Source organism: Bradyrhizobium sp. CCBAU 11434 (assembly GCF_028128895.1).
Classification (GTDB): Bacteria; Pseudomonadota; Alphaproteobacteria; order Rhizobiales; family Xanthobacteraceae; genus Bradyrhizobium; species Bradyrhizobium zhengyangense.
In genome coordinates this window covers 556902-574937 of sequence record NZ_LBJX01000002.1, presented here as the reverse complement: position 1 = coordinate 574937, position 18036 = coordinate 556902, and the positions used below count along the sequence as shown (strand labels likewise).

Below are 18036 nucleotides of genomic sequence, written 5' to 3'. Positions count from 1 at the left end.
TTGCGAACAGCTGCATCCACGTCGTCATTGCGAGCGTAGCGAAGCAATCCAGGGTCTTTCCGCAGACGCATTCTGGATTGCTTCGCTACGCTCGCAATGACGGAGCAAAGCAGACACACCTTCGCATCCTCGCGGCTACGACGCCTCCCCGGCCAATCGCTCAATCACGAGATCCAGCAGCGCGCGCAGGCGCGCGAGCCGCCGGAGATCGCGGTGATAGCCGACATAGGTGTCACGGCCCGGCGGGCTCACGCCGATGTGGAGCGCGACCAGGCGGCGGTCGCGATCACCGAGCGGACGCGGCAGCACTGCGAGGCCGCCACCTGCGGCGCAAAGCTCGGCCTGCACCTGCCTGTTGTTGCTGCGCGCGGCGATCTCCGCCTTCGGCAAATTGCGCTTCAGCCAGACGGCGTCGGGCATCTCGGCGAATTCGGCGTTCATGGTCACGACGCGGACACCGCTGCCGTCGCCGGCGCGCGGCGGCTTGCAGCCTTTCTTGCCGTAGAGCGCATAGGGAATGTGCAGCAGTTTCCTGGAAATGACCTCGGGCTCGCTGAACGGCTTGATGCGAAAGACGAGATCGGCTTCGCGCCGCGGCAGGCTGTAGAGCCGGGCATCGGTCAGGAGCTCGACAATCACCTTGGGATGGCGCTTGCCGAAGGCCGCGATGACCGGCGACAGCATCAGCGTGCCGAACCAGTCCGACGAGGACAGACGCAAGGTCCCGTCGAGCTGCGTCTCGGCACCTGTCGCCTGCCGCTGCAGCGCGAGCGCCTCCTCCTCGATCCGCTCCGCATGGGCGAGCACAGCCATGCCTTCGTCGGTGAGGACAAAACCGTCGGCCGTGCGCTGGAATAGCGTTTGCCCGAGCGCATGCTCCAGCACACGCAGCCGCCGTCCCATCGTCGGCTGGGTCTGCCCGATTTTTCGCGCGGCAGCCCCTAACGTACCCTCGCGCGCAATCGCCAGGAAGATGCGCAGATCGCTCCATTCCATCGGATCCCCCGCCCATTCAAAAATGCACGAATATCGTACGCTATTGTTTCTTCTCATGCAAAAAATCATGGGCATATTGGAGGCCGACAACGGGAGCAAGACGGCCATGACCAGACCATCGACGATGCGAGCAGGCGTGCTGGAGACCCACAACGCCCCCTTGCGCATCTCAACCATCTCCACGCCCGAGATCGGCCCGCGCGAGGTGCTGGTGCGTATCCGCGCCAGCGGCGTCAATCCGCTCGACACCAAGATCCATGCCGGCGCGGCCGCGCATGCGCGCCAGCCGCTGCCGGCGATCCCCGGCATCGATCTCGCCGGCGTGGTCGAGCAGACCGGGCGCGAGGTCTCGCGCTTCAAGGTTGGCGATGAGGTCTATGGCATGACCGGCGGAGTCGGTGGCGTGCAGGGATCGCTCGCCGAGTTCGCCGCCGTCGATGCCGACCTGCTGGCGCTGAAGCCAGCCAATCTCAGCATGCGCGAGGCTGCCGCCCTGCCCCTCATTTTCACCACCGCGTGGGAAGGCCTGATCGACCGTGCCGCCCTGAAGGCCGGACAGAAGGTATTGATCCATGGCGGCGCGGGCGGCGTCGGCCATGTCGCGATCCAGATCGCGCGCGCGTTCGGCGCGGAGGTGTACGCAACGGGCTCGGCCTCACAGCGCGCGACTATCGAAGGTTTTGGTGCTGTATTCATCGACCGCGACAGTTCGGTCGAGGCCTATGTCGCCGAACATACCGGCGGCCGCGGCTTCGACATCGTCTACGACACCGTCGGCGGCAAGGTGCTCGATGCCTCCTTTGCGGCGGTGCGCCACTTCGGCCATGTCGTCAGCGCGCTCGGCTGGGGCACGCATGCGCTGGCCCCGCTGTCGTTCCGCGCCGCCACCTATTCCGGCGTGTTCACGCTGCTGCCGCTGCTGTCAGGCGAAGGCCGTGCGCATCACGGGGAGATCATGGCAGAGGCCACGCGCCTCGCTGAGGCCGGCAAGCTCGTGCCGTTGCTGGATGCCAGGCGCTTTTCGATGGAGAGCGTTGGCGAGGCCTATGCGCTGATCCGCGATCACGCCGCCAAGGGCAAATTGGTGGTCGATATCTGACGGCGCAGAACTGCCGCTAATCCTCGCTCGACGCCGCCGAGCGGTTGCGCAAATAGGCCTGCGACAATAGGAAAAATAGTGCGCGCTCGCCGTGATATTTGGCTGACGGCCGCGTGCGTTCGAAGCCGTCGGCAAAGATCTTGCCGGACTGGTCGGAGACCTGCCACCGCCAACCGAACCGTTTGCGCCTGGTAAGGATCACTTCGAACATGCCGACGCGCTTTGGTCCCCTGCCCCTTGCCGGCTACGCGAGCCGCCAAGGCTGCGCCGGCGTCCCCCATTGGACGGATGCCCGACATATAACCCAGCAGGATGGAAAGCGAATGAAATTGATTATCGGAAATGCGTATCTTGCAAAGGTAATAGCGAAGTCGAGGTGAGGCCGGAATAAGCCGATGTCGCCGGTGTTCTCTATCTCCTTCGCTGGCGGCTTGGTCGCGCTTACTGCAGTATTCAAAGCGAAACACAGTGGGAATGCCCGGTAAGCGAACGCTCACCGAGCCTTCACAACAAATGTTAGCGGCCAACCCGTGCCTGGAGGTGCGCAGGATAGCGCTCGCCTTGCACCGCGACCGTGGCGAGCACGTCTGCAATGGCCGCAAGATCGGCTTGCGACAGCGTTACTGCAGCCGCGCCGAGATTTTCCTCGAGCCGGTGCAGCTTGGTGGTGCCGGGAATCGGCACGATCCAGGGCTTTTGCGCCAGCAGCCAGGCCAGCGCGATCTGCGCCGGCGTCACTTTCCGGGACGCAGCGATCTCGGCGAGCAGATCGACCAATGCCTGATTGGCCTTGCGTGCGTTGGATGAGAAGCGCGGTACGATGTTGCGGAAGTCGCTGCTGTCGAACGTCGTGCTCTCGTTGATCGCGCCGGTGAGAAAGCCTTTGCAGAGCGGGCTGAAGGGCACGAAGCCGATACCCAGCTCTTCCAAAACAGGCAAGATCTCCTGCTCCGGCTCGCGCCACCACAGCGAATATTCGCTTTGCAATGCGGTGACGGGCTGGACCGCATGCGCGCGGCGAATGCTCGAGGCGCCCGCCTCCGACAGGCCGAAATGCAGCACCTTACCCTCGCGGATCAATTCCTTCACCGCGCCGGCAGTGTCCTCGATCGGCACCGCGGGATCGACGCGATGCTGATAGAATAGATCGATGCGGTCGGTCTTCAGCCGCTTCAATCCGGCCTCCGCCACCGCCTTGACGTTGGCGGGGGAGCTGTCGAGCCCGGCTTCGACCTTGCCGCCCTTGAAGCCGAACTTGGTGGCGATCACCACCTTGTCGCGGAAGGGCGCCAGCGCCTCACCCACCAGTTCCTCGTTGACGAAGGGGCCATAGGCTTCCGCGGTGTCGAAGAAGTTGACGCCGCGCTCGAACGCGGTCCGGATCAGCGCGATCGCCTGCGACGTCTCGGTCGCGGGGCCATAGCCGTAACTCAGTCCCATGCAGCCGAGACCGAGGGCCGAGACCTCCAGGCCACTTTTGCCGAGTTTGCGTGTCTGCATGTCAAGCTCTCCTTGCAGATTGATATCCGGCGGCGAACTTAGGCCGCGCGCGAGCCTGCAATTAGATGATAAAACCGGCATGTACTCATGATCTGGATTCATGAATGGCTCGCACCAACACCAACGACCTGCTCGCCTTTCTCGCCGTCGCGCGCGAGCGCAGTTTTACCCGCGCTGCCGCACAGCTCGGGGTGTCGCAATCGGCGCTCAGCCACACCGTGCGCGCGCTGGAGGAACGGCTTGGCCTGCGGCTCCTGACCCGCACCACCCGCAGCGTGGCGCCGACCGAGGCCGGCGAGCGGCTGCTGCGCACGATCGGGCCGCGTTTCGACGAGATCGACGCCGAGCTGTCGGCGCTCACCGCGCTGCGTGCCACGCCAGCGGGCACGGTCCGCATCACCACCGGCGAACACGCGGCACAGGCGATCCTGTGGCCGGCGCTCGCAAAGCTCCTACCGCGCTATCCTGACATCAAGGTCGAGCTCATCATCGACTACGGCCTCACCGATATCGTCACTGAACGCTACGACGCCGGCGTCCGTCTCGGCGAGCAGGTCGCCAAGGACATGATCGCCGTACGGATCGGACCGGAGATGCGGATGGCCGTGGTCGGCGCGCCCGCCTATTTTGCGGCGCGCAGCAAGCCGAAACAGCCGCAGGATCTCACCGAGCACAATTGCATCAACCTGCGCCTGCCGACCTATGGCGGAATCTATGCCTGGGAGTTCGAGAAGCGCGGCCGCGTCGTGAAGGTTCGCGTCGACGGCCAGCTCGTATTCAACACCGGCCTGCTCAGGATGAATGCTGTGCTGGCCGGGTTTGGCTTGGCCTACATCCCAGAAGATCTGGTGAAACGCGAGATCGCCAATGGCCGCCTGATCCGTGTGCTCGCCGAGTGGTGCGCGCCGTTCGCGGGCTATCATCTCTATTACCCGAGCCGGCGACAGCCGACGCCGGCCTTCGCCGTGCTAGTGGAGGCGCTGCGCTATCGGAAGTGAGGGTCAGCGCACAATGCGACAAACTGCGATGCGCTCGTCATACCGCTTGCGGCGAATTCCGAAGGCTGTCAGGGCAGAGCTAACTCCGGCCGCCTCGATCTGGCGCCGACAAAGGATGCGCTCCGCGCTCGCCAATTCCATCGACGGGACTCATTCGCGTTGCGACGATGCCGATTCGATTTCGATAGACCAACTCGCCACCTTTCCAACCCGTGACGGCAAGCGGCCCGATAGCCACAACCAGCGCGAACGCGACTACCAGATTCGCCTTCTTGCCTTGAATCGCTCTCGCCGCCTCAAACACGGCAATGAACCACCAGACGACGGCAGTCGCGATCGCCCATCGCCGGTGGTCGATCATGAAGATCGTTTGAGACGCGTCATGAGCGACCGTGAAGAAAGCGTCGATTCCCGCAATCACGGTCAGGATCGACAGCGCAGCTCCTGTCCAGAGGTTTATCCGGGCCGCGACGACCACGACGCCCGCCCAACTGCGTCCGCCCGCGATTTGACCGAGGGCATACAGCGCCGTTGCCACGACGTACAGGGCGATCGTGAAATGCACAAAAATCGGATGCCAATTCGGAACGATCTCGGGCATCGCAATACTCCTATTTTGCTTTCTCGACGTGATCGGATTTCCGCGTCTTCGCTCCCGTCTGCAAATTCTCCAGCGCAGTAACGAAGAATAAAAACATTCTGGACGCGAGGCTCGCGAGCTTGTTCGCCCGCAGACCAGCGATCGCTGACTGGAAACCGAGACCCTGTATGATGCAGAAGTACAGGGTTGCCGCATCGGAGATGCTTGTGCCCTTCGGAAGTTGACCATCCTTGACTGCCTCCTTCAGCAGATCGGTCACGTGCCGTTCGTACAGGACATGAAGCTTTTGAAACTGTTCGTTGAGCGTCGGGTAACGATGCCGAAGATCGTCCGACATCACCACCTTAACGATTGCGGGAAATTTCTCGATCAGCCCGACGTGACCGACGAGGATTTTCTCGAGGCGAGCGAGCGGCGGCTCGTTGCTGTGGTCGTGTAGAGCGCGCCTCCAGACGCCTTCCAGGCTCTCCTGCAGCCACGCCAAAACCTCGGTCCAGAGCGCCTCTTTTGTAGAGAAATGCCGAAACACCACGCCTTGGGATCGACCAATCGTATCTGCAATGAGCTGCGTACTTACCGAGTCCGCACCTCGTTCGTGGACCAGTCGCAAGACCGTCTGCACGATCTGCTCCTTCCGGTCTTCGGCTTGCAAGCGTTCGCGGCTGAGAGACGAGGTGGTTTCGGCGGCCATTTCTGACATCCTTGATTAGATAGCGAGTACATACTATCTATCGGCCTTGAAGTTTGCTGTCAACTCCGCACAAACGACAGGAGCATGCGTTGGATCTCAAACAGCTTCGCTTGGTCATGCCTCTTGCGACCTGCCAGGCAGCGCTACTGACAAACAATATCGTCGTTATCGGCCTCAACGGCTTGGTGGGCTATGCCCTGCTCGGCGAAGACAAGTCGCTGGCAACATTACCTATCGCGACCTACATCGCCGGTACTGCAGCCATGACCTTCCCCGCGTCGCTCTGGATGAGACGGTTTGGACGCCGACACGGGTTTCTGGTGGGGACGGCCATCGGGCTATTAGGCGCACTCATCTGCATCGCCGCGTTGTTCATGAGCAGCTTTGTAATCTTGTGCATCGGAACGCTGCTGATTGGAGCCTACAACGCGTTCGGACAATATTATCGGTTTGCTGCTGCGGAGATGAGCGGCCGAGAGTTCGCTGGCCGCGCCATTTCGATGGTCCTTGCCGGCGGCATCGTGGGGGCAATCGTGGGTCCCGAGGTAGCCAAGCGGACCAAAGACCTCTTTGCGGTCCAATTCGCGGGGACCTACATTTTCCTGGCCTGCCTGGCGCTTGTGGCCCTGGCAATCCAGGCCAGCCTGCGTTTGCCGATCATCAAGGACGAAATGGAGCAATCCGAGAGTCGGCCGATTTCGCAAATCGCGCGTCAGCCCGGATTCATCATGGCGGTTCTCAGCAGCACACTCGGATATGCAGGCATGAGCATGCTGATGACGTCGGCTCCGATCGCGATGATCTCTCACCATCACGGATACGCTGACGCTGCGTTCGTGATCCAGTGGCATGCTTTGGCAATGTTCGCCCCGTCGTTCGTGACGGGTGCATTGATCAAGCGCGCGGGTGCAGCCGCGATCATCCGGCTTGGCGCGCTTTTGATGCTCGCTTGCGCTGTCGCGGCCGTAATTCTTGGAACCGGCGTAAACGCCTTCTGGGTTTCGCTGGTTCTCTTGGGAGTTGGCTGGAATTTTCTCTATGTCGGCGGAAGCACGCTGCTGACGAAAAACTATCGCACTTCAGAGGGCGCCAAGGCTCAGGCATTCCACGATCAAACGGTCTTCCTATCAACCGCCATCAGCACGGCATTGTCCGGCTGGCTACTCCAGCGGGTCGGATGGCAGACCTTGCTCGGCCTGACGGCCGCCTTGGCCACGATCGTCTTGCTGGGGAGCGTCTGGTTTACCGAACCAAATCGCAAGGGGGCACAACTCGCAAGGGAGTCGCGGTAAGCCACATTACGTCGAGGCCCGCGTTACCTTCGCGCCCTACCGCGCCACGACTTCGACCTCGCCGTCGACGCCGTTGACGACGTTGAAGCCGCGCTCGTAGACCTTGCCCTCGTTCTTGGCGATGGCGCGGTATTCGCCCTCGGAGAGCACCACGCGCGGGAAGGCGCCGATCGATTCCTTGATCACGTCGCCGCCGGGCGTCAGCACCGACCATGCGGTGTTGGCGAGCGCCTCGCCGCCCTTGTCGCTGACGAGCTTGAGCGTGATCACGGCTGCGCGGTGGGTGATGGTGACGTCGGTGAGCTTGCCGGCCTGGACGCGGATGTCCGAGCGCACCACCGAGTTGGCGTCGCCGTAATTGGAGATGATGTAGTAGGTGCCCTCGGGCAGCAGCACGACGTCGCCGGCGGCGACGTTCGGCACCAGCGAGGCCCGCTCGCCGGACTCGAACTGGCTGCCCTTGTAGATCGCGAACGATATCTGGTTCTGCGGGATGCGGCTGGTGCCGACGCGGCCCTCGATGCGCAGGCCCCCGGCCGGCAGCACGAAGGACTCGCGGTCGGTCTCGGCTTTCAGGCTGACGGTGCGTACCGCGCTGACCAAACCGAAGGCGACGTGCACGACGTAATTGCCGGGCGGCAGCACGATGCTGGGCGTGGCGCTGCGGTCCTCCTTGATCAGCTTGAAAGTACCGTTCTCGTCGGGACGGTCGGAAAAGACGCGCCAGACCAGGCCGCCGTTGATCGCCGGAGAATCCTTGCCGTATCTCGCGGTCAGCGACAGCACACCCTGGCCCGGCACGGCCGCGTTGAGCGGCGCGGACGGCGGCACGGTCGAGACGGCCGGCGGCGGCATGCTGGGCGTATTCGGCTGGGTCAGGGTCGGCGGCAGGCTCAGGGGACCGGCGCCTGGACCGGACGGCGGCGCCAGGCTGACGGCGCCGCCGGGATCGGGCACCGAGGCCGGCGGCACCGGCGGCGGACGATCAGAGAAAAGCTGCGCCTGCGCAGCGTTTTGGCCTGAGGTAACGAGGCACGCAGCAACGATCAGCGCCGGCAGCAGCCTGCCGCCGCGCCGCCATCTGATGATGCCGTCACCCCCTGGAGTCATGCTTCCTGCTTTTCACCGAAAACGCGGCAAATTCAAGCCTCTGAAATCCCATGGATTACGGTTCTATGGAACCCGGTTGACGCCTGCGTGATTACATCTCTGAGGCAACGGGCCCTCGCCACACTCCTGCCCCCTGCGTCCCGAACGCTATAAACCATGCTTTGCCCTGTTTCTGGCGAAGCGGAAGCGCGGCGCCTACTCTGGAGTGAGGACGGCCCGGAGTAGGAGAGTTTCGGTGCTGGATATCTTGAGAGGTCGGGGTGTGAACGGCGCAAATGGCGAGAAAGTCGGTCTCGGCAGCATCCGCCGGCCCGTCATTGGTCTTGCCCTCGGCGGCGGTGCGGCGCGCGGTTTTGCCCATATCGGTATCATGAGAACGCTGCTGGCCAACGGCATCGTGCCCGATGTCGTGGTCGGCACCTCGATCGGCGCTGCGGTCGGCGGCGCCTATGCGGCCGACCGGCTCGACGCGCTGGAAGACTGGGCCCGCAGCCTGCAAGGCGTGCGCAACATCCTCGGCTATCTCGACATCCGCCTCAATGGCTCGGGCCTGATCGGCGGCGAGAAGCTCGCTAGCCGGCTGGAGGAATCGATCGGCCAGACCCTGATCGAGGACCTGCCGATGAAATATGCCTCGGTCGCGACCGAGGTCCGGACCGGCCACGAGATCTGGCTGACGCGCGGCCGTCTGGTCGAGGCGATGCGCGCCTCCTATGCGCTACCCGGCATCTTCTCGCCGGTGATGATCGGCGACCGCTGGCTGGTCGATGGCGCGCTGGTCAACCCGGTGCCGGTGTCGGCGGCGCGGGCGCTCGGCGCCGAGATCGTCATCGCGGTCAATCTGTCCACCGACATCTTCACGCATTCGACGACGATCCATGCGCATGGGGCGATGCCCGTGCCTGTCGCCACCCCTGTCGCCGAAGAGGTCCCGGCCAAGCGGCGCTTTCCGCGCATCTTCTCGCCGGAGAAGACCGTCAAGCGCGAGTTCTTCGGCAGCGCCGGCCGGCCCGGCATCTCGTCGGTGATGATCGATGCCTTCAACATCATGCAGGACCGCATCACCCGCGCGCGGCTCGCCGGCGATCCACCGGACCTCCTGATCACGCCGCGGGTCGGCCAATTCGGCTGGTTCGACTTTCATCGTGCCGAAGATCTGATCGCGCACGGTGCGCGCGCCGCCGAGCGCGCGCTCGAGTCGATCCAGGAAACCATCCACGTGCTCGCACCGGCGCCCCAAGGCGATGCGCCGAAAGCCGTCGAATGAGACGGGCTTAGGCCGTCTTGATGTAGTCGCGCAGGGCTTCCTGCTCGGACTCGTATTCCCGCACGCGCCATTTGACGATGTCGCCGATCGAGATCAGGCCGACCACCTTGCCGTTGTCGACGACTGGCAGATGGCGGAACTTGCCTGTCGTCATCATCTCCATCAGTTCGGCGACCGTGTCGGTCTCCTTGCAGCTCACGACCTTGCGCGTCATGACCTGGGAGACCGCCTCGTCCAGCACGCCGGCGCCACGCTCTCCGAGCACGCGCACGATGTCGCGCTCGGACAGGACGCCCTCGAGCCGGCTCTGGTCCATCACCAGCACCGCGCCGATCTTCTTCTCGCCGAGCAGCTTGACGGCAGCGGCGAGCTTGGCGTCCGGCGCGACGCTCATGATCTGATGGCCCTTGGTATTGAGAATGGAACGTACCGTCATTGTCGCCTCCCTGAATCGGCTCCGTCCGCTTTGCGCGGTCCGGACTTGTTCGCGAGTCTTCAACTAACAGTTTCAGCGCCGGTTTCACGCTCGAGCGCTTTGCGAAGTGCAGCTTCTATGAGCTTGCTGCTTCGGAACATTCTTCCGCAGAATGATGGATGAATTCGGGCTGCGCCGCAAGCGCCGCTTCAAATACCGTTTGAAATGTCCTGTGATGACGCATCCGCAGCATCATCGCTTCGCACGCGCGGCACGGGATCGAACAGTGCGAACAGCAACAGGCCGGCGAAAAAGCCGCCGATATGCGCTTCCCAGGCGACGCCAGCGCTCTCGCTGTCGACGCCGATCGCGCCGACGCCGAAGATGATGTTGAGGGCGAACCACACACCGAGGAAACCGACGATCCGACGATCGCGCAACGCCTGGACCAGCGGCAGTGCCGGAACTCTCGCGGCGGTATCGGCGTCCGAACGACTGAACGACAGGAAGCTGCCGCGCACGAAGGCGAACCGGATCGCCGCCGCCATTGCGCCCGAGACTGAGGCCGAGGCGCCGATCATCGGCACCACCGCATGCTCGTGGGTGACGAGATGGGCGAGCGCGCCGGCGGCGGCCGTCACCGCCAGGAAGACGAAGAAGCGCAGTGCGCCGAAGCGTCGCGCCAGCGCGCTGCCGAACGGCAGCAGCCACAGCACGTTGAAGGCGAGATGGGTGAGATTGGCGTGCAGCAGCGAATAGGTGACGAAGGTCCAGACCTTCGCGCCGGCGCCGCCCTCGAATTGCAGATTGACCAGGGAGGAATCGTAGCGCTTCGGGATGAAGCCGAACACGTCGATGGTCCAGTTCTCGAGTTCCGGCGGCAGCAGCACCCGCAGATGGATCAGCGCCAGCAGCACGACATAGGCCGTCAGCGGCCACGGCAAGGTCAGGATCGGCTCGCGCCGGGCCTCTTCGGCGACGACCGGATGGTTCGACGGGGGTTGTGACGGGGAATCCAAGGCGGTTTCGCTTTCAGGCGCGATCGAGGCAACAAAGCTGGAGATAGTCGCGTTTGCCGGCCTTGCGCAAGTGCACAAAAGGAAAAGGCAGGGCCCTGGGAAAGCCCTGCCTGTCCGTGTCGGCCTTTCCGACGCAACGGGAGAATAAGGTGTATCCCCACCCCTCCCCGCGGCCAGTGACCAAGCTGTTTGACGCCCGTGTACAGGCCTCGCCGAGAACCTGGAGAAAGCGGCGAGGCTTGCGACTGGAATCACCATAACAGGCGCGCGGGACACGCAAAGCGCATAGTTAATTTAACGTTAACGCCGTAAAGGCAGGCCTGCGGATGCCAAAAACGCCTCCGCGGCATGGACGCTGCAATTCCCCTCCTGCACAACATCAAAGGGATCTCAGGTGCGCTGAAGCGGGACAGCTTTGTCCCACGAGGTTGCGCCGAGGGTAAGCGTCGATCATGAAACATCCATCGAGCCGCGCATTCTTCGCGTATTGGGACACAAAGCGCGGTAGCGCGCGGGCTCCTGACCGGGCCGATATCGACCCGGCCGCGGTGCGCGAGCTGCTGGGCGACATTTTTGTGCTGTCCTGCGAGCCGAAGGCAGGCTTTCCGTTCCGCGTTGCCGGCACCCGCGTCTGCGCGCTCGCAGGCCTTGATCTCAAGGACCGGGACTTTGCCGCCTTGTTCACGGATGCGAGCCGCAGCGAGATCGAGGAGATCACGACCGTCGTCGCCGACGAGACGCTGGGTGCGATCGCCGGTCTCACCGCGCAGCGCGAGGACGGCAGCAAGGCGCATCTCGAGCTGCTGCTGCTGCCCTTCAACGCCCGCCCGCATACGCCTGTCAGCGTGACCGGCGTGCTCGCACCGTTCGACGACGAATGCGGCGCGCTCGGCCCGTTCACCCTCACTTCCTGGCGCTACCTGCACCAGCCGGAGAAATTGCTGCCGCGCACGATCCGCAAACTGCAGATCGCACGCGGGCTGATAGTGTATGAGGGGCTGCGCTAGGCAGCCTCCCTATCACGGCATCGCCAGATGCCAGGCGCCATTCAGAAAGCCGTCGCCGGTGATGTCGCCGGGCTTGGTGTCCTTGGCGAAGGTGTAGAGCGGCTTGCCCTTGTGCGCCCATTGCTTGGAGCCGTCGTCGCGGGTGATGATGGTGTAGCCGTCGCCGGGCGCGTCGCTGGCCTCGGCCTTCAGCGCCGGCCAGTTAGTCGCACACGGGCCGTTGCAGGCCGATTTGCCGTCCATGTCCTTGTCGAACGTGTAGAGCGACATGCCCTTGGCGTCGGTAAGCACGTTGCCCTTGTCGGTCTTGCCGGTCTTGGTCGGCGGCGCCGCGAACGCAGCCGAGGTGAGTGCGAGTGACGCTGCGAGCGTGAACACGAGGCGGATCGAGGATGTCGTCATGGTGTCTCCTGTCATGCAATTGGCTTGCACGGGGTAGGACGCCGCGGCCCCCGCACTATTCCTCGAAAGCGGGCAAAGATATTTTTGGCTGCGCGCATCAAGGGGGCGGAATAAATTGCGGCTGATGATACGGAATAGCGAAGATGAGCAGGCCACATTGGCGTCGTGCGCACATCACCGATCTCGAGGCGATCAGTGCGATCGCGGCGCGGATTCATCCCGATCTTCCCGAGCGGCCCGACGTGCTCGCGGAAAAGATGCGGCTCTCTCCGGATGGCTGCCGCGTGCTCGCCACGGGCAGCGGGATCGCAGGCTACGGTCTTGCACATCCCTGGATGCAGCAACAGATTCCGCCGCTCGACGGTTTCCTCGGCCAATTGCCTGAGGCCGCCGACTGCCTCTACGTGCACGACGTCGCCGTGCTGCCCGACGCCCGAGGCGGCGTGGCGCGCGCATATGTTGCGGAGATCGAACAGCTCGCGCGATCTTCAGGCATCACGACGCTTGCGCTGGTCTCGGTCTATGGCACGCGCGTGCTGTGGGAACGCCTCGGCTTCCAGCCCGTCACGCCGGATGCGGCGCTGCGCGCCAAGCTCGCGTCCTACGGCGCGAGCGCGACCTACATGCTGCGCGAGCTCGCCCGATAGGCCCCTGCCCCGCGACCGCTCAGCCGCGGTGCTTCTTCTTGTTCTTCTTACCCGACGCGCCTGGCCATTCGGTGACCGACGGCGCATATTTGGCGTCACCGGATTTGTCTCCGAATTTCTTGTTCTTCTTCCCGAATGCCGGCTTGCCAGATTTGCCGCCGTCGTGAGGCTTGAAATCACTCTTGGCGTGCGGCTTGCCCTGATGCTTGCCCTCCGGCTTTCCGCGCGGCCTGTCGTGAGGCTTCGGCCCCTTGGCGTTCCAGGTATCGTCGCTCCGGCGGGCGACTTGATTGTCGTCGCCTTGATCGCGCTGCAGAGCGCGTGCGCGCTTCTCCACCGGAGCCTGCTCCTGCGGCGCGCCCGTCACCAGCTCGATGCGGATGCTGTCTTCCTTGTCCGGACGCTTGACCTTGGCGGCGAAGGATTCGGCGACGCGCTCGGAAATCTCGAACTCGGTGGTGGTGTCGCTGATCTTGATCGCTCCGATGTCGCGCTTGTCGATGCCGCCGCGGCGGCAGATCATCGGCAACAGCCAGCGCGCCTCGGCATTCTTGCGGCGGCCGATGGCGGCCCGGAACCAGACGGTAGGCTCCGTCATCACATGTTTCGGCGATGACTTCCCCGCCTTGGCGCGAGGCCGCTCGGAGCGGTCGTCGCCACGCGGTGCGCGATCGTCGCGATGACGATCATCGCGCGGCCGGCTGCTTCGTTCACCGGGATCGATAATGTCTTCCGGCGACGGAAGCCGCGCGCGATAGAGCCGAGCCAGTGCTGCGGCGATGTCCTCGGCCGACCGCTCGGCCAGCAAGGCCTTCGCCAGCTCGAGATCGTCGGCGGACGTTTCCTCGGTGAACAACACGTCCTTCATGCGTTCATGATCGAGCTTGCGAATCTCATCCGCTTGCGGCGCCGTGCCCCAGTTCGCCTCGATGCCGGACAAATTTAACAGTACATCGGCACGCCGCCGTCGTATTGGCGGCACCAGCAGAACGCTCACGCCCTTGCGGCCCGCGCGCCCGGTGCGGCCTGAGCGATGTTGCATGACCTCCGGATCGTTCGGCAGATCGGCGTGAACGACGAGGTCGAGGCTCGGCAGGTCAATGCCGCGGGCGGCCACGTCTGTCGCCACGCAAATGCGGGCGCGTCCGTCCCGGAGCGACTGGAGCGCCAAGGTACGCTCGTTCTGCGTCAATTCGCCTGAGAGAGCGACCACGGAAAAACCGCGCTCCAGCAGCGCCGCCTGCAAATGCCTGACCGCATCGCGCGTATTGCAGAATACCAGTGCGCTCGGCGACTCGTAAAAGCGCAGCACGTTGACGACCGCATGCTCGACATCGCCGGCAGCGACCCGGATCGCACGGTACTCGATATCGGCGTGACCGCCCTCGTCGCCGGCGACCTCGATTCGAAACGCCTGCTGCTGATACTGTTTCGCAAGCGCCACGATGCCGCGCGGGAAAGTCGCCGAGAACAACAAGGTGCGGCGCGTCTCCGGCGTGGTCTTGAGGATGAACTCCATGTCCTCGCGAAAGCCGAGATTGAGCATCTCGTCGGCCTCGTCGAGCACGACGACCTTCAATTCCGAGATATCGAGGCGTTTGCGGCGCAGATGATCGCACAAGCGGCCGGGCGTGCCGACGACGATATGGGCGCCCGCGGCCAGCTCACGCTGCTCGCGGCGCGGGTCCATGCCGCCGACGCAGGAGACGACGCGCGCCCCGGCATGCTCATAGAGCCAGGTCAGTTCGCGCTGGACCTGCAAGGCGAGCTCGCGGGTCGGCGCGACGATCAGCGCCAGAGGCGCCGCGGCCTGCGCGAACCGCTCGGCATCATCAAGAAGGTCCCTGGCCATGGCCAGCCCGTAGGCAACGGTCTTGCCCGAGCCTGTTTGCGCCGACACCAGCAGGTCGCGATCGACGGCATCCTTGCCGAGCACGGCGAGCTGAACAGGTGTCGGTGAATCGTAATTGCGCTCAGCCAAAGCACGGGCAAGCGGCGGGGTCACGGCCGGAAAAGACACGGAATGGAAAACCTTGGTTGGTCCGGGCGCGGAGCGGAAAGAGCCGAGGGGCCTCGACGCTGCAATCACTGCAGAAGGCCCGGTCACACCCATCATGATTTTGATTTGGACGCTCTTTACGCCAGAAGCTGCCAAATCACCATGGCTTTGATGCATGGCATTGGCGACAGGGTGAACAGGTTCGGGGGCGCTCAGCCCTGCCTTTAGCGCGATTTCGGGCCGGAATGGCGGGCTTTTGCGGCCGTCGCGCCTGAATTGGGCTCGATCGGCCGTGCGAGGGAGGCATGCATGCCCTGCTTTGCCGCAAGGTAACAGCCATTGCAGCGCTCGGCAGGTTGACGGACACATGTCATGCCACGTCAGTCATGCCACCCCAAATCCTGCCTTACGAAAGAGTGCGACGTGATGGTGGTGAAGGTGAAGGGCGAGTTCACCTGGCACAGGCACGACGACACTGACGATTTCTTTCTCGTACTCAGGGGCAAGCTCGACATCGAGTTGCGGGACCGCACCGTGACGCTCGGCCCAGGCCAGCTCCATGTGGTGCCCAAAGGTGTCGAGCACCGCCCGGTGGCCCGTGAGGAGGTTCATCTGATGCTGATCGAGCCGACCGGCACGCCGAACACCGGCGACAAGGCCACGGCCGCGCCGCGCAAGCTCGCGTAGCAAGCGCGGCTCTAATCCCTCGATGTCACGGGCCTGCTGAAGCTTTCGGCGAGCCTTGCTCTCACCCGCGCGACAGAGTCCTTGGCCGCGTGACTTAGGGAGCGAATAGCGCGCCAGGCTTCGGTCGCCTGCAGCCATGCCCTCATCTCAGTGAATTTGCCGTAGGCCCAGGCGAAAGCCGGGATCCGCATCAGCTTGTCGCGCGTCAGATGAAACAGGCGCTCGACCAGCACCAGCTTGAGCAGCTCGCAGCCGACGAACGCCACCATACCGCTGAGGAACTGACCGGTCGCAACGAGGTACGCCGCAACCGGCTTGATCGGCTCCAGAATGAGCACGGGCACGGAAAACAGCGCCAACGACGGATAAGGCGGCAGCGATCTGATCCAGGCGCGCAGCCGCTTGAATTCGAAGTGCCGGGCAAGCCAAGCCGAGATCGGCCGCGCCACGGCCATGAACACCGCATCCACCAGGAAGTAGACGGCCGCCAGGAAGTAGGTGATGGGTTTCAGGATTCGCTTCACGGATACTCTCCCGCGAACTGAAAGCCGGAACCCGCGCTTAAGTTTCACGCCCAGGTGGATCATTCGCGGATTCTCTGTGGAACTTTTAGGGCATGCGGTTCCATCAATCTCAGATCTCGGCGTAGACCTCCAGTAGATTGCCGTCGGGATCGCGGAAAAACAGCGTGCGATGCCCGAAGGCTTGGTTTGTCGGTGGCGACAGCAGCACCACGCCGTGCTGCACGAGTTCCTCGGCGCAAGCGTCGACCTCGGTGGCCGAGACCTTGAACGCCAGTTGCAGTGAGGCACTCCCCGCCGGCGGCGGTGCATCAGTCGCCGTGCGGCTCGGTCGCGCCAATGCGAGCGTGTTGCTCCCTATCCCATACTCGATCCAATTCGGCGATAGCTCGCGCAGCAGGGATAGAGCGAGCACGTCCTCGTAGAAGCTACGCATCGCGGCCATGTCGCGCACGAAGATGACGGTGTAGTCGATCGCTCGGATGGCGCTGAAGGGTGAGCTGGTGCGGCTTGGTTGTTCGTTTGTCATCGTAGCTCTTATTCCAGATTCCGACTCGTAGCCTGGCGCAATGTCGGACCGGCAGCCCGGATTACGCCTGCGCTCCACCCGGGCTACTAGATCTCACTCCACCAGATCCGGCCACGGCACGATGGTCGATTTCACCGTCTTCATCGCCATCGCATCTTTCACGGCTCGCGCGACGCCCTCCTCCGTGAACGGATAGATCGTTTGCATCTTCAGCCAGGGATATTTATCGCGGGTGCGGTAGAGCATGTCGACACCGAGCGGGAGATCGTTACCCGTGAATCCCCAGGAGCCGAGCACGTTGAGGTCCTTGGTGCAGATGCGGTGCCATGAGGTCTCGATCGAGCCGGCGTCGGTGAACTGGCCCATCTCGACATAGGTGCCGCCGTCGCGCAGCATCTCAATGCCTTCGGGACCGGCTGAGGGGTGGCCCGAGCAATCCATCACGAGATCGGCGCCAAAACCGCCGACGATCTCGCGGACGCGCGCGATGCGCTCTTGCGGCGATGCGATCTCTTCGATGTTCACGGTGGCTTCCGCGCCAAACTCGCGCGCGAGTTTTAGGCGCGGCTCCTCCGGCGCGCCGACGCAGATGACGCGCCCTGCCCCCATCTCCTTCGCCGCTGCGACCGCCAAAATGCCGATCGGGCCGGAACCCTGGATCACCACGGTGTCGGCCCAGGTGAAGCCGCCGGCGCGGCTCGCGCGATTGAACGCGCGGATGCACGATGTCAGCGGCTCCGACAGCGCACCTAAGCGCAGCGACATATCGTCGGGCAGCTTGTAGATCTTGGTGCCTGGCAGCATGTCGAGATCGACATAGACATATTCAGCCCAGCCGCCCCACATGTGCGGCGCCTTGTCGAAGCCAAGGTAGCGGCCGTAATAAACCGGCGTCAGGCATTTGTTGGCGGTCTGCGGATAGTGAATGCAGTAATAACAGCGGCCGCAGGGCATCAGTGGCGGGATCATCACTTTCGAGCCGACCTTGAGCGGCTTGCTCATGAAGTCTTCCGTGAATTCATCGCCGCATTCGACGATGACGCCGCCGAGCTCGTGGCCGAGCGTGAACGGCCAGGGTAGCGGCTTCGGCCAGTGTCCTTTCAAAATATGCAAATCGGTGCCACAGACGCCGCACGCGCCGATCTTGATCAGCGCACCCTTGCGACCGACCTTCGGCCACGGCACGGTCTTGATCACGGGCTCCGAGCCCGGTCCGGCGTGGGTGCATACGCGGATTGAATCCATGGCTGTTTCCT

General features: G+C 63.6%; 20 protein-coding genes. 7 read left to right on the top strand and 13 right to left on the bottom strand.

What is annotated here, in order from left to right; translation table 11 throughout:
• Positions 1-135: 135 nt before the first annotated feature.
• Positions 136-996: a LysR family transcriptional regulator gene (locus XI06_RS05000; protein ID WP_237866280.1), complete on the bottom strand. Its 861-nt coding sequence runs from the start codon at positions 994-996 to the stop codon at positions 136-138.
• A gap of 106 nt (positions 997-1102) precedes the next feature.
• Here XI06_RS05000 and XI06_RS04995 point away from each other — a divergent pair, with 106 nt between their 5' ends.
• The gene (locus XI06_RS04995) at positions 1103-2095 is read left to right on the top strand and encodes a zinc-dependent alcohol dehydrogenase family protein (RefSeq protein ID WP_237866279.1); all 993 of its coding nucleotides are present in this window, start codon (positions 1103-1105) and stop codon (positions 2093-2095) included.
• A gap of 16 nt (positions 2096-2111) precedes the next feature.
• Here the strand turns inward: XI06_RS04995 and XI06_RS04990 are convergent, their stop codons facing one another.
• Complete coding sequence (locus XI06_RS04990) at positions 2112-2306, bottom strand: hypothetical protein (protein ID WP_237866278.1); 195 nt, start codon at positions 2304-2306, stop codon at positions 2112-2114.
• Between the two features lie 305 nt (positions 2307-2611).
• Positions 2612-3595 (bottom strand): aldo/keto reductase, encoded by a 984-nt coding sequence (locus tag XI06_RS04985; protein ID WP_271604700.1) that lies wholly within the window; start codon positions 3593-3595, stop codon positions 2612-2614.
• Positions 3596-3699: 104 nt separating this feature from the next.
• Here XI06_RS04985 and XI06_RS04980 point away from each other — a divergent pair, with 104 nt between their 5' ends.
• Positions 3700-4593 carry a LysR family transcriptional regulator gene (locus XI06_RS04980; protein WP_237866276.1) on the top strand — a complete coding sequence of 298 codons (894 nt, stop codon included), beginning with the start codon at positions 3700-3702 and terminating at the stop codon, positions 4591-4593.
• 79 nt (positions 4594-4672) lie between these two features.
• Here the strand turns inward: XI06_RS04980 and XI06_RS04975 are convergent, their stop codons facing one another.
• Both XI06_RS04975 and XI06_RS04970 read right to left on the bottom strand, forming a co-directional pair.
• Entirely contained in the window at positions 4673-5194 is a 522-nt protein-coding gene (locus XI06_RS04975) for a DUF2231 domain-containing protein (protein WP_237866275.1), read from the bottom strand.
• Positions 5195-5204: 10 nt separating this feature from the next.
• A complete protein-coding gene (locus XI06_RS04970; RefSeq protein WP_237866274.1) occupies positions 5205-5885 on the bottom strand; it encodes a TetR/AcrR family transcriptional regulator in 681 nt (226 codons plus the stop codon).
• A gap of 89 nt (positions 5886-5974) precedes the next feature.
• Here XI06_RS04970 and XI06_RS04965 point away from each other — a divergent pair, with 89 nt between their 5' ends.
• A complete protein-coding gene (locus XI06_RS04965) occupies positions 5975-7177 on the top strand; it encodes an MFS transporter (protein ID WP_237866273.1) in 1203 nt (400 codons plus the stop codon).
• A gap of 36 nt (positions 7178-7213) precedes the next feature.
• Here the strand turns inward: XI06_RS04965 and XI06_RS04960 are convergent, their stop codons facing one another.
• A complete protein-coding gene (locus XI06_RS04960; RefSeq protein ID WP_237866272.1) occupies positions 7214-8287 on the bottom strand; it encodes a hypothetical protein in 1074 nt (357 codons plus the stop codon).
• 235 nt (positions 8288-8522) lie between these two features.
• On the opposite strand from XI06_RS04960, the gene XI06_RS04955 reads away from it, so the two are divergent.
• Positions 8523-9554 (top strand): patatin-like phospholipase family protein, encoded by a 1032-nt coding sequence (locus XI06_RS04955; protein WP_237866271.1) that lies wholly within the window; start codon positions 8523-8525, stop codon positions 9552-9554.
• 7 nt (positions 9555-9561) lie between these two features.
• Here XI06_RS04955 and XI06_RS04950 read toward each other — a convergent pair whose 3' ends face one another.
• Both XI06_RS04950 and XI06_RS04945 read right to left on the bottom strand, forming a co-directional pair.
• Positions 9562-9990 carry a CBS domain-containing protein gene (locus tag XI06_RS04950; protein WP_237866270.1) on the bottom strand — a complete coding sequence of 143 codons (429 nt, stop codon included), beginning with the start codon at positions 9988-9990 and terminating at the stop codon, positions 9562-9564.
• 188 nt (positions 9991-10178) lie between these two features.
• Positions 10179-10988 (bottom strand): rhomboid family intramembrane serine protease, encoded by an 810-nt coding sequence (locus tag XI06_RS04945; protein WP_237866269.1) that lies wholly within the window; start codon positions 10986-10988, stop codon positions 10179-10181.
• A gap of 452 nt (positions 10989-11440) precedes the next feature.
• Between XI06_RS04945 and XI06_RS04940 the strand changes: the two genes are divergently transcribed.
• On the top strand, positions 11441-11995 hold the full coding sequence (locus XI06_RS04940) for a PAS domain-containing protein (RefSeq protein WP_237866268.1): 555 nt from the start codon (positions 11441-11443) through the stop codon (positions 11993-11995).
• Between the two features lie 12 nt (positions 11996-12007).
• On the opposite strand, the gene XI06_RS04935 is transcribed toward XI06_RS04940, so the two are convergent.
• On the bottom strand, positions 12008-12397 hold the full coding sequence (locus XI06_RS04935; protein WP_237866267.1) for a COG4315 family predicted lipoprotein: 390 nt from the start codon (positions 12395-12397) through the stop codon (positions 12008-12010).
• 143 nt (positions 12398-12540) lie between these two features.
• Between XI06_RS04935 and XI06_RS04930 the strand changes: the two genes are divergently transcribed.
• A complete protein-coding gene (locus tag XI06_RS04930; protein ID WP_237866266.1) occupies positions 12541-13044 on the top strand; it encodes a GNAT family N-acetyltransferase in 504 nt (167 codons plus the stop codon).
• A 19-nt stretch (positions 13045-13063) separates the two neighbouring features.
• Here the strand turns inward: XI06_RS04930 and XI06_RS04925 are convergent, their stop codons facing one another.
• The gene (locus XI06_RS04925; protein ID WP_271604699.1) at positions 13064-15064 is read right to left on the bottom strand and encodes a DEAD/DEAH box helicase; all 2001 of its coding nucleotides are present in this window, start codon (positions 15062-15064) and stop codon (positions 13064-13066) included.
• 351 nt (positions 15065-15415) lie between these two features.
• On the opposite strand from XI06_RS04925, the gene XI06_RS04920 reads away from it, so the two are divergent.
• Positions 15416-15730 carry a cupin domain-containing protein gene (locus tag XI06_RS04920; protein ID WP_237866264.1) on the top strand — a complete coding sequence of 105 codons (315 nt, stop codon included), beginning with the start codon at positions 15416-15418 and terminating at the stop codon, positions 15728-15730.
• A gap of 11 nt (positions 15731-15741) precedes the next feature.
• On the opposite strand, the gene XI06_RS04915 is transcribed toward XI06_RS04920, so the two are convergent.
• The 3 genes from XI06_RS04915 to XI06_RS04905 form a co-directional block, all read right to left on the bottom strand.
• Positions 15742-16254, bottom strand: coding sequence for a hypothetical protein (locus XI06_RS04915; RefSeq protein WP_271604698.1), 513 nt, complete (start codon positions 16252-16254; stop codon positions 15742-15744).
• Positions 16255-16363: 109 nt separating this feature from the next.
• A complete protein-coding gene (locus XI06_RS04910; protein ID WP_271604697.1) occupies positions 16364-16780 on the bottom strand; it encodes a VOC family protein in 417 nt (138 codons plus the stop codon).
• A gap of 93 nt (positions 16781-16873) precedes the next feature.
• Complete coding sequence (locus XI06_RS04905) at positions 16874-18025, bottom strand: zinc-binding dehydrogenase (protein WP_237866261.1); 1152 nt, start codon at positions 18023-18025, stop codon at positions 16874-16876.
• Positions 18026-18036 lie beyond the last annotated feature (11 nt).